We start from the raw sequence: 12,391 nt of genomic DNA on the forward strand, positions 1-12,391 counted from the left end.
ACGGGGAGGTATTATCAACGCATTCAGTTAAAGATTCAAACAAGAATTAGATTTAATTTTAAAAACTTCATTTATAGTACAATAAACCTACGACTTTGTTACGGTGTAACCAAAATAACAGTCCATATTTATACAGTTTGCAAAATAGGTGCAAAAAGCCCTCTTAGAGAGGGCTTTTGAATTTATTTATTGTATTAACTGTTATTCGCGCAATTTAGGTTTAGCAAGACTAACTCTCTCAAAGCAACTGAAAACTTAGCGAACTCATGAACACTACCCACTTTGAACTCATTAAGAATATTCTCCCACCTTTGAAGAGAGGTTTCATTCGTCGTCATCCATTCATCAAGTGACAGGATAACGTCTAAACTATCTCCACTACAGCCACAGTTGAGAACCTGGGCAGTAAGTTGCCTTTGTTGCCAATCGAGATCTTCTCTAAACGCAGCTCGAGCAAGAGTTTGCCAATTGTTGTCAGCTGCTTGGCTGTTGATCTGGTTCAAGAACCAGTGTAATGACAAACGATCACCAAGGTGGAAGTAGAGTTTAGACGCTTGCTCTACATCTTGGCCCGTTTCTTTAGCAATCTCTGAAATATCAACAGCAGATAACAAGCTTGAAAGTCTAGAAACGAAATCAGCGATTTCATTACTAACCCCCTTTTCAATCCATTGTTGAGCTTGCAATCGATGCTCCGCAACTTCCATATCAACCAAACTAGAGTCAAGTGTATCTGAAACTTTGATAACATCGTCTCGATAACGGCTTACCAAATCTTGCACCGTTTGTTTTCCTGGTCGGTTACGTAATAACCAACGAGATAATCGGCGTAGGGTTCGACGAACAATAAACATCAATTCATATTGAGTGTTGCTGTCTGCAATATTATCCAACTTACGAATTTGCTTGAAAATATCACCAAAACCATAGATCTCACGAGAGGCCGAATACGCATTAGCGATATCCACAACGGTCGCGCCAGTTTCTTCCTGCAAACGTGTAACAAAATTGCATCCCATCTCATTGACCATCTGGTTGGCCAATCCGGTTGCGATGATTTCCGCCTTCAATGGATGTGAAGGCATGCTATCTGGATGATTATTTCTGAGCTCTGTGGGGAAATAATTAAACAACTGTTGGTAGTGATAACTGTCACTCGCAATGTCATCACAGACCAGCTGCTCTTTCAGAACCATTTTCCCATAAGCAACCAATACAGACAGCTCAGGACGTGTGAATCCAATACCCTGCTTTTCACGCTCTAACAATTCTTCATCAGAAGGTATATGTTCAAGCGCTCTATCGAGGTAACCAGACTTTTCAAGAGTATGAACAAAGCGGATCTGCTCTTTCACTAGCGATACGCCTTGATAATCAGTCACGGATATAGACTCTGACTGACAATAAGCGTCGTCAAGAACGATATCCCCAACTTCATCTTCCATCGATTCAAGTATCAGATTACGCTGCTTGATAGTAAGATCCCCATTGGCAACTAAGCCGTTTAAAAAGATCTTTATGTTGACTTCATTATCAGAGCAATCCACACCACCAACGTTGTCGACAAAATCGGTGTTCACTCGCCCACCATGTAACGCGTATTCTACACGGCCGAGTTGAGTCATACCCAGGTTTCCGCCTTCACCTACAATTTTTGCCTGCAGATCCTGACCGTTAATACGCAATACGTCGTTAGCGCGGTCACCAACATCGGTATCCGTCTCACTACTGGATTTAACGTAAGTACCAATTCCTCCATTCCACAGAAGATCAACTTTCATAGAAAGAAGCATTTTAATAAGATCATTAGGAGCCAAAGACGCTTTTTTAGTGCCTAACATCTTCTGAATTTCGGGAGTCAGTTCGATCGATTTTGCTTTTCTAGCAAAAATCCCCCCACCCTTAGAGATGAGCGTTCGATCATAGTCTTCCCAACTTGATCGTGGAAGATCAAATAGACGTTTGCGTTCATTCCATGTGCTAGCCGAATCTGGATTCGGATCGATGAAGATGTGCATATGATTAAACGCCGCCTGTAGGCGGATGTGTTTAGAAAGTAGCATACCATTACCAAACACATCACCAGCCATGTCGCCCACACCTATTGCCGTGAAATCTTCGTTCTGGCAGTCGATGTTCATTTCGCGGAAATGTCGTTTTACAGATTCCCACCCACCTTTAGCGGTGATACCCATTGCTTTATGATCATAACCATTAGAACCACCTGATGCGAAAGCATCACCTAGCCAGAATGAATATTCTTCAGAAACAGAGTTAGCAAGATCCGAGAACGTTGCAGTTCCCTTATCTGCTGCGACAACTAAATATGGGTCGTCTTCGTCGTGACGAACAACACTCTTCGGTGGAGATACCTCACCTTCAATAATGTTATCTGATACATCAAGTAGTGCGCGAATAAACTGCTTATAGCAACGTTGGCCTTCGGCAAAAATCTCATCGCGAGTCGTTAATGATGGTTGACGTTTACACACAAAACCACCTTTAGCACCAACTGGCACTATGACCGTATTTTTAACTTGTTGTGCCTTTACCAAGCCTAAAATTTCTGTACGGAAATCTTCTTGTCTGTCAGACCAACGTAATCCACCACGAGCGACCTTACCTCCGCGTAGATGGACGCCTTCGATATCTGGGGAATATACAAAGATCTCAAAAGCCGGTACCGGAGCCGGTATTTCTGGAATCAAAGATGGCTGAAGTTTTAATGACAACCAAGGTTTATGCTGTCCATTCTTGGCTTTCTGATAGTAGTTGGTACGCAAAGTGGCACTGATCATATCGACATAGCGTCGAATAATACGATCATCATCAAGGCTCTCGACTTTATCGAGCTGCTTCAGAATTTTTGCGATTACACGCTCTTGGCCCTTTTTACTCCCTTTCAAAGAAGGCATAAGGCGCTGAGAAAAGAGTTCAACGAGATCTTTAGCGATTTCAGGGAAATGGCTTAATGTCTCTTCAATATAATGTTGGCTAAATGGGAAGCCAACCTGGCGCATATATTTTGTATAAGCGCGCAAGATTGAAACTTCTCGTCCTGTTAATCCCGCACCTAAAACAAGTCTGTTGAATCCATCACTTTCTAGCTGACCAGACCAAATGCTAGCAAACGCCTGTTGGAAACGATCTCGAGCTTCACGAAGATCGACAACTTTTTCACTCTTATGAAGCATTGCAAAATCAAGGATCCAATAACTGCCTCCGTCACTCTTAATGATCTCATAAGGTGATTCTCCAATAACGCGCAAGCCTAAGTTCTCTAACATAGGCATCACATCAGACAAATGGATAGGCTCATCTCGATGGTACAGCTTTAATTTCACTTCTTTTGAGTCGCCCGCAGCTTCTTGCGGACGATAGAAAAGCATTCCTAACTTGTTATCTTCATCAAGAGCTTCTAATCGTTCGATGTCAGCGACAGCTGAAGTTGGCAGCATAGCTTCTTTGTAAGAGCGCGGGAAGGATCTTGAATAGATTTTAGATAAAGGTAACCCTTTACTTTCGCCAAAGTTAGCAACAATTGCATCAGATAAACGATCATCCCAAGATGCCGATACCTCAATCAAATTTTGCTCGATCGCTTTCACATCTACATCCATATTATTGTTATCGACCCTTACTATATAATGAGTTCGAGCTAGGGGACTCTCCGAAAAATAAGTCGTAAATTCTACTTCTTGTTCGCAACCAAAGTAGCTCTGTAGGATCCGCTGTGTATCTTTTCGTAATTGGGTGTTGTATCGGTCTTTGCTAACGTAAACCATACAACTAAAGAATCGACCAAAAGGATCTTTACGTACGAACAGACGGATCATATCTCGATCTTGCATCTGAACAACGCCCATACCAATTTCAAGTAACTCGTCTTCTCTTGCTTGAATCAACTCATCGCGTGGGTAGTTCTCTAAAATATTTCGAAGTGCTTTGAATGAATATGAACCAGTGCGATAGCCACTTGCATCTAAAATGCGATCCACTTTTTCGCGAACGAGAGGAATGGTAGAAACGCTTTGGTTATACACCGAAGACGTATAAAGACCTGTAAATCGATGTTCACCAATTACTTTACCAGTTTCATCAAACTTTTTGATTCCAATATAATCAGTGTAAGCTGGTCGATGAATTCGACAGGCGCTGTTGCCTTTAGTTAAGATCAGTAAAAATGGCTTCTTCGCTTCAAGTCGAGCAGAGTCAGAAAACTCAGAGAGTTTTACTGCACGTACACGATGTTCATTTGCGAACAATCCCAACCCTACTTCTTTAGTTGGTGTTAAAATTGAGTCACCTTCTTCACGCACTAAGTCAAATTCTTTGTAGCCCATAAAGGTAAAGTTATGCGCACCTAACCAGCGTAAAAATGCGATGGTGTCATCGACTCGGTGTTGTTCGATAGGAAAACGTTCTTTATTAGCAACAAGTTCATCTGTAATATTTTTAAGCTTTTCAGCCATTGGCTCCCAAGCATCGACAACCAAACTTGTATCAACAAAAATATCTACAAGCTCGTCTTTCAAGCTGTTCATTTCTGCCTTACTGCTTAGGCGATCAACTTCAATATGAAACAAAGACTGAAGTGTTCCTTTGCCTTTATTGACTGAAATGATTTTACCCTGCTCGTCTCGTTCAAACTGAGTTGGACCATGCAACATGATATGGCAGGTAAGATCTAATCGGTTTAATGCCATTTTGACAGAATCAACTAAGAAAGGACTGTCAGGAACTGCGATCTCAACGATCGTGTGAGTTGATTGCCAACCGTGACGACTCACCGTTGGGTTAAAGACGCGAACAGAAATCTCGTCATGTTTTTTATCATTGACATGGTGCCATAAACTGACAGCAGCACCATAGAGGTCAGATTCGTTTCTGGACAATAAATCGTCAGGGGAAACATTACTAAACAAATGTTTCGCGAGTTTGGTCACTAGAGGTTGAGTTGTAGAATCGAGTTTGTTCTCTATTAGTTGATAAACTTTCTCAAGAAGAACCGGAACTACTGGTTCACGCGTGGTCATATAAACGCTCCACAATTTTTTGTTTTTATAGGGGATTGCCGCAGCAATGTAGGCTTGCTTTTATTGTAAAAGCTTTATTGAAAAATAGTTAACAAAATTTTCAATATCTCGCAGGGAAAAGTTGGATATTGTGAGCAAGGTTCTTATTTATTACACTGAAAAATAATTATTTTACAGTGATTCTAACCGAATAAACTTGTTGTTATGGTCAGTTATAAGCATGAAGCGACCTTTAACACCGGTTTGTGTTAAAAACGGTCTAAATTTGGCGGCGGGAAGTTGTAATCTCAACCCCTCATCACTATGTACAACCACCGTTGACACGGTTCCTGAGTAATGAGTTTGATATAAGTGATATGGTATGTTTAAAGTAAATCTATATTGCTTCATTTTTTAACAAAACTGTATACCACGGATGCGGTATACAGTTTCCTTACTATTAAGGGTTTATGATTCTAGTGCCTTAGAAACTTTCTCGAACAAGTCATTGGCCAGATCATCCATTGATTTGATTTTATCAAGTTCAACACGAATCAACTGTTGACGTTGTTCATCGTACTTTTTAAATTTCAATAATGGATCAATCAATCTAGAAGCCACTTGTGGGTTGCTCGAGTTCAGCTGTTTTAAAATCTCTCCCGCAAATTGATAGCCATGCCCAGACTTGTCATGAAACCTACGAGGATTCATATTCAAAAATGCGCCAATTAGACTTCTTGTACGATTAGGATTTTTTAAGCTAAATGCAGGATGATTCATACATTCTTTAAGGTTTTGCAAAGCATCCTCAGCAGGGTTTGAACCTTGTAACGCAAACCACTTATCCATGACTAACCCATCATGTTGCCATTTATCACTGTAGTCTTGCATTATTGTTTCTCGGCACGACAGGCTACTGGAGTTTGCAGCCGTCATTGCTGCCATCGTATCAGTCATATTGTTGGCTGATTGATATTGGTCCATGACTAGATTTTGTTGCTCGGGGAGCTTAGCTAGGTATTGCAAACACGTATTTCGAAGCGCTCGTTTGGCAATAGCCTGATGTTCAATGCTGTAATTGTCCTGGATAGTCGTGTTATATATTGCGAGCAGTTCATCTCTTAGTTCTGATGCCAGAATTCCTTTTATTCCTAATAACACATCACATACAGCATCGACATCAACCTGATCATACCAACCCGAAACTTCGTTAAAGCTTGGTAAGGAAAGCGCTTCGGCAGTGAATGCAGGATCGCAATTTTCATTTAGAAGTACTCCCCTAAATGCATCGACAACTAATGATGGGAGTTCGACTTTTCCGCCATTTTTGAGATTGGTGACGTTTGTTTTTATGTGTTTTGCAAGCAACATCTGGCCTGCATCCCACTTAGCAAATTCATTTCTTGCATGAATCATCAAAAATGCCAGCTGCTCATCACTGTACTTAAATTCCAGACGAACCGGTGCTGAGAACTCTCTAAGCATTGATGGGGTTGGCTTGCCCATAATATTGTCAAACACAAATTCTTGCTTCGCTTCAGTAATATTAAGGACTGAGCTCACCACCTCCCCGTTACATTGTAACTCAATGATATTTCCTTCCTTGTCATACAGTTCTACATCGAAAGGAATGTGTAATGGCTGCTTATTACTTTGATCATGGGTGACTGGTGTGCACTGAGATACAGACAGCGTATAAGTTTTGCTCTCTTCGTCATAACTATCGGTTACGGAAACTATTGGGGTGCCCGACTGGCTGTACCAAAGACGAAACTGTTTTAAGTCAACTGCAGACGCGTCTTCCATTGCTGCAACAAAATCCTCACACGTTGCAGCAGTTCCATCGTGTCTCTCGAAATATAACCGCATGCCGGATTGGAACTTATCTTCCCCCAATAATGTATGCATCATTCGAATCACTTCACTGCCCTTTTCATAAACAGTTAGTGTGTAAAAGTTATTCATTTCAATAACTTTTTCTGGACGAATTGGATGAGACATCGGGCTGGAATCTTCAGCAAATTGAGGGCCACGGATCACACGAACATTATTAATTCGATTAACCGAACGTGAACCTAGATCAGACGAAAACTCTTGATCTCTAAATACTGTTAGCCCTTCTTTCAGGCTAAGTTGAAACCAGTCGCGGCACGTAACACGATTACCGGTCCAGTTATGAAAATACTCATGGCCAATAACGGCTTCAATACCTAAGTAATCTGTGTCAGTGGCCGTTTTTTCATTCGCTAAAACAAACTTAGAGTTAAATACATTCAACCCTTTATTTTCCATTGCACCCATATTGAAGAAATCAACAGCGACGATCATGTAAATATCGAGGTCGTATTCGAGACCGAAACGCTCTTCATCCCATTTCATCGAATTGATTAAGGACACCATCGCGTGATTAGCTCGCTCCAGGTTTCCTTTATCGACAAATATTTCAAGGGCCACATCTCTTCCTGAACGAGTGACATATTTATCGGTAAGAACGTCAAAGTCCCCAGCTACAAGAGCAAATAAATACGCAGGTTTAGGGTGTGGATCATGCCAGGTTACACTATGGAAGCCATTCTCAAGATCTTGCTCATCGATCTTGTTACCGTTACTAAGCAAAAACGGAAATTGAGATTTATCTGCAATGATTTCGGTTGTGTACTCAGCCAATACATCTGGGCGATCCATGAAATATGTAATTCTTCGGAAACCTTCGGCTTCACATTGGGTACAGTACGCCCCATCAGAAAGATATAATCCTTCAAGAGCGGTATTGGTTGCAGGCGAAATATAGTTAACAATTTTCAACTCAAACTCAGAAGGTAAATTTGCGAGAGTCAGACCAGTCGCAGTTTCTTCAAAATCAGTCCAGTTTTCTCCATTGATACTAACGGACGCAAGTTCAATACTGTCCCCGTCTAGATCAAGAACTGTACTAGAGCCCGATTGTTTAACTCTTGAAATCGCGGTGACTTTTGTTCTAGTTTCATTGAGTTCAAATGTGAGAAACACTTCGGAGATAGTGTGAGAAGGAGCCTGGTAATCATTGCGATACTTGGCTTTTGGTGTTGACTCCGTCATTGGTATGTCCTTTATTTTTACCTAAGAGCAACAATTATATACCTATTTAGACATAATCGTCAGAGAACAAATTCTGTATAGGTAACAAATATTGGCTTTATCCACTAAAAAAGCCATGGAATAACGCCATGGCTTTGTGCTTTTATGCTTATTCGTTAGCGGATCCTATTCAGTACCGCATACATATCCCCGCCTTCTACATCAATAGTGAGCTTGTCTTCTTTCAATGTATAGGTTGCATCGTGTTCACCATTTTTATAAAGCAATACGATGTGATCACCTTCCGTGTAGTAGACGCCGCTATGAATCGCTTCATCTCCATCATCTGAACTTACGCGAAATGTAAAAACAAAGTCTGGTTGAAGTATCAAATCCATTTTTGCGATTCGATCTGCACTTTTATCATCACCCTCGACGATAACTGAAGACCAAATGCCCGCTAGCGCATTAGGCAGAGCTTTCGTAAAGACAACACCATTCAGGTTAAGCATATTGTGGTTGCCATCATAATTGTAAACTTGTGGCTCATCGCTATTTAAACCCAGAATTATGGTGTCTTCATTTGCGGCAAACAAACCTTCCCAATGCTCTATACTGTAATCTTGTTTTTGAATATCTATAGAAAAGCTGTAGTTAGAGCCCAAAGACAATTTGATCGCCAAAAAAGAATTGGTCGACTCATCAGGAGTTGGATTAATAAGATACCAATCCCCCAACAAAAATGGTTGGTCAAACTGGGTTAAATCGTTGTTATCTCTAGGAGACTGCGCGCTAACGTTTAACGCAATAAAACACAAAATTAAAGTGATAACTCTCATGCCGGACTCCCTCTCTCTTTTTAATAAGCTTAGAACTGTTCCTTACAAAAAGCGAAAAAATATGATGAATGTCACATTTTTGAGTCGATGTGTTTTGTACGTATTTGAATCCAATAAAATAAGGGAATCGCTGTCAAAAAAAAACGCAAGCTAATAAGCTTGCGTTTTAACTTCTTTATCTAAAAAGTCTTATGAGGATTTTGCTTTCAACATATCGACCATAATAGCGACAGATTCATCCAAATAAGCATCTGGTACTTCATAGTCCTTCGGAATGTCATCTAAAGTTTCATATGCTGCTTCTCCAGCTGCTTTTTGACGTAAATTGACACGCTCAAGTTTTAACTTGTCTGCTATATCACTTTCAGACTGACGTGTCTTTTCATTTAACGTCAGAGTCTTATCGTCTTTTTCAGCTTGGTATTTAGCGATATCCTCAGCAATAAATCCGAATTCCATGTCTTTAGCAATTCGATCTTGATGTAACATTGTCAATGACTTCACAAGCTCGTCGTTACGCTGTAACTCAACATATTTTGCTTTGTCGATGCTGTCCCATGGCAATGCATTATCTTCTACGCTCTCACCCGTTTCCGCAGGATCAATCGCGGTAGGAAAAGTAATATCAGGCACTACACCTTTATTCTGCGTGCTTCCGCCGTTGATTCTATAGAATTTTTGTATCGTGTATTGTACATAGCCAAGCTCTTTGTCGAACAAATCATAAATATGATTTAAAGAGCGATGTTGCTGTACCGTACCTTTACCAAACGAATTCTCACCTAGAACAATAGCACGACCATAGTCTTGCAAAGCAGCAGCAAAAATTTCAGATGCCGATGCACTATAGCGATTCACCAAAACTGTCAGTGGACCGTCGTAACTAATTTTACCATCGGTATCACTGTTAACATTGACTCGTCCGTAACTATCACGAACTTGAACTACAGGTCCACTCTTAATGAAAAGTCCTGACAATGCGGTCGCTTCAGTTAATGCACCGCCGCCGTTATTTCGAAGATCGACAATTATGCCATCAACGTTTTGAGTTTTGAGCTCTGTGATCAGCTTGTCAGTATCTTTAGCAAGTCCCACATAAAAACTTGGCACTTCTAACACACCGATTTTCTTACCATCAAGTTCAATCAACTCAGATTTAACCGCACGATCTTCTAAACGAATTTTGTCGCGTGTTATTTCAACGATATGGCTTTTTGCATCTTTACCCTCAGGTAAGATTTGCAATTTAACTTTCGTCCCTTTCGGGCCTTTAATGAGTTGAACGACATCATCTAAACGCCAACCAATCACATCGACAACGTCTTCACCGTCTTGTCCAACACCAACGATTCGATCACCCTCTCCAAGTTTTTTACTTTTTGAGGCCGGGCCACCAGCAACCAACGATCGAATCACCGTATAATCATCTGTTAGCTGAAGCACTGCGCCAATACCTTCAAGAGACAAGTTCATCTCAGATTGGAACTGTTCTGCCGAACGTGGAGAAAGATAACTCGTGTGTGGATCAACTTCACGAGCAAACGCGTTCATGTATACTTGAAATGCATCTTCATTGTGGGATTGCGTAAGACGTTTAATCGCATTGTTATAGCGCTTACCCAAGACTTCTTGAATTTCGCCCCACTCTTTACCGGTCAACTTCAAGTTCAGAGCATCGTACTTAACTCTTTTTCGCCATAACTCATTAAGTTCAGCTTCGTCTTTCGCCCAGTTAGATTCGGAGCGATCAAGCGTAATTTCCTCATCAACATCAAACTTAATCTCTTCATCAAGCAAAGATAACGCGTAGGCGAATCGATCGTAACGTTTCTTCATTGAGAGATTGTAGACATCGAAAGCAATCTGGTTATTGCCAGCTTTAAGTTGGTCATCTAATTGATCAGACCATTTTTCAAAGCTATCAATATCTGCTTGAGAAAACACATTTCTATTATAATCGAGCATTTCTATGTAACGAGTAAAAATCGCTTTAGAAAACTCATCGTCCAAATTGAAGTGTTTATAGTGAGAACGAGTAAAACGAGACGTTACTCTTTTACTGGCGGTTTCGTGCTGGACTTCAGGCGCTAACGTTGGAATATCTGAACGTTGATATTTTGCTTCTAGGGCTTGAGCAGACGTTGCTGCTAGCACGAGGCTAGCAGCAATTAATGTGATTTTTGAACGGCATTTCATGCGTAGGAGTATCTCCTTTAAGCGCGTAGGTGCTCCGCTTTAACGACCATTTGAAGGCCATTTGCTAGTTCTACACGCACATCTTCCTTATTGATTTCAACAATGGTCGCAGCCATGTTCCCTTTACCCATGTTGATGTTCACTTGATTGCCTTTAACGATTTCGTCGGCATTCAAAGCGCGTGTTTCAACTGGCTTTTCCGTTTTTGTTGCTTTTTTCGTATTTGGTTGCGACTTACGAGGCTGTACTTTTTTAGCTTTCGGTTTCGTCTTATTTTCTTCGCGAGCTTTTTGAGCTTGCTCTTTACGACGAGCTTGTACGCGAGCTTTGCTTTCTGCAAGTGTTGCTTGAGCGTGTTCAACGTGCTCAGCTTCTAATTTACCGCACTCGTTGCCATCGAGATCAACGCGCACAGCATCAGCTTTAACACCGTGCAAATATCTCCATGAAGAGGTGTACTGTCTTAACGCTGCACGAAGCTGTGTCTTGCTTACTTTCTCATCATCTTTTAGACGTTCTGCAAGATCTTGAAAGATACCAATTTTAAGTGGTTTCGCTTCACCTTCTACAGTAAAGCATTTAGGGAAACATTCAGCAATATATGCAATGATTTCTTTGCTGTTCTTTAACTTCTCAGTGTTTTCCATGTTGGTTCCTGGTTAATGCGGTTTTTTTCCGCGAAGCATTAAGAAAAATATTCTTGGTATTATAGTGACCTGCACTGGAAAAACCACTGTCTTATCTCATTTTAATCAACGTTTGAGTGGGAATTGAGCAGCTTTTCCACCGACATCATCAATTTTGTTAAGCCTTGTTCATCAATTTCTGAAAAACGCCCTACTTCAGGACTGTCTATATCCAATACCCCGACCAGTTTCCCTGCTACAGTAAATGGAATGACGATTTCTGAATTGCTCGCTGCATCACAGGCAATATGCCCTTCAAACTTATGTACATCGTGAACTCTTTGTACGCTATTTGTCTCTATAGCGGTTCCGCATACCCCTTTACCAAATGGGATTCGTGTACAAGCAGGATTACCCTGAAAAGGCCCAAGTACCAATTCTCGGCCTTGGGCTAAGTAGAAGCCAGCCCAATTCAACTGATCCAACTCCATGAATAAAAGTGCACTAATATTAGAGAGATTAGCAATAAAATCGGTTTCAGTTTCTATCAATGCACACGCCTGTTTGGTAAGGCGTTCGTAATGCTCAAGTTTCATCTACTATCCAACGTGAATTTTTTCAGACCTAAACTGCAGAATAATCGTACAATGCAAATAAC

7 protein-coding genes are annotated in these 12,391 nt (G+C 40.9%); all 7 read right to left on the reverse strand.

From position 1 onward, the window contains the following. Nucleotides 1–194: 194 nt before the first annotated feature. Nucleotides 195–5,036 (reverse strand): NAD-glutamate dehydrogenase, encoded by a 4,842-nt coding sequence (locus LNL84_RS07180; RefSeq protein ID WP_244356330.1) that lies wholly within the window; start codon nucleotides 5,034–5,036, stop codon nucleotides 195–197. 171 nt (nucleotides 5,037–5,207) lie between these two features. Further along, nucleotides 5,208–5,426: a DUF2835 domain-containing protein gene (locus LNL84_RS07185; protein WP_244356332.1), complete on the reverse strand. Its 219-nt coding sequence runs from the start codon at nucleotides 5,424–5,426 to the stop codon at nucleotides 5,208–5,210. Between the two features lie 57 nt (nucleotides 5,427–5,483). After that, on the reverse strand, nucleotides 5,484–8,093 hold the full coding sequence (gene pepN, locus LNL84_RS07190; protein WP_244356334.1) for an aminopeptidase N: 2,610 nt from the start codon (nucleotides 8,091–8,093) through the stop codon (nucleotides 5,484–5,486). A gap of 155 nt (nucleotides 8,094–8,248) precedes the next feature. Next, entirely contained in the window at nucleotides 8,249–8,911 is a 663-nt protein-coding gene (locus tag LNL84_RS07195) for a hypothetical protein (RefSeq protein ID WP_244356336.1), read from the reverse strand. Between the two features lie 189 nt (nucleotides 8,912–9,100). Continuing rightward, nucleotides 9,101–11,107, reverse strand: coding sequence for a carboxy terminal-processing peptidase (prc, locus tag LNL84_RS07200; RefSeq protein ID WP_244356337.1), 2,007 nt, complete (start codon nucleotides 11,105–11,107; stop codon nucleotides 9,101–9,103). 17 nt (nucleotides 11,108–11,124) lie between these two features. Next, nucleotides 11,125–11,754 carry an RNA chaperone ProQ gene (gene proQ, locus LNL84_RS07205; RefSeq protein ID WP_244356339.1) on the reverse strand — a complete coding sequence of 210 codons (630 nt, stop codon included), beginning with the start codon at nucleotides 11,752–11,754 and terminating at the stop codon, nucleotides 11,125–11,127. Nucleotides 11,755–11,855: 101 nt separating this feature from the next. Beyond that, nucleotides 11,856–12,329 (reverse strand): GAF domain-containing protein, encoded by a 474-nt coding sequence (locus LNL84_RS07210; protein WP_244356341.1) that lies wholly within the window; start codon nucleotides 12,327–12,329, stop codon nucleotides 11,856–11,858. Nucleotides 12,330–12,391 lie beyond the last annotated feature (62 nt).

This window comes from Vibrio gelatinilyticus, from assembly GCF_022836845.1.
GTDB lineage: Bacteria > Pseudomonadota > Gammaproteobacteria > Enterobacterales > Vibrionaceae > Vibrio > Vibrio gelatinilyticus.

Coding starts and splice junctions, on each gene's coding strand:
- LNL84_RS07180 (WP_244356330.1), bottom strand. CDS start 5,036: ATGACCACGCGTGAACCAGTAGTTCCGGTTCTTCTTGAGAAAGTTTAT.
- LNL84_RS07185 (WP_244356332.1), bottom strand. CDS start 5,426: ATGAAGCAATATAGATTTACTTTAAACATACCATATCACTTATATCAA.
- pepN (WP_244356334.1), bottom strand. CDS start 8,093: ATGACGGAGTCAACACCAAAAGCCAAGTATCGCAATGATTACCAGGCT.
- LNL84_RS07195 (WP_244356336.1), bottom strand. CDS start 8,911: ATGAGAGTTATCACTTTAATTTTGTGTTTTATTGCGTTAAACGTTAGC.
- prc (WP_244356337.1), bottom strand. CDS start 11,107: ATGAAATGCCGTTCAAAAATCACATTAATTGCTGCTAGCCTCGTGCTA.
- proQ (WP_244356339.1), bottom strand. CDS start 11,754: ATGGAAAACACTGAGAAGTTAAAGAACAGCAAAGAAATCATTGCATAT.
- LNL84_RS07210 (WP_244356341.1), bottom strand. CDS start 12,329: ATGAAACTTGAGCATTACGAACGCCTTACCAAACAGGCGTGTGCATTG.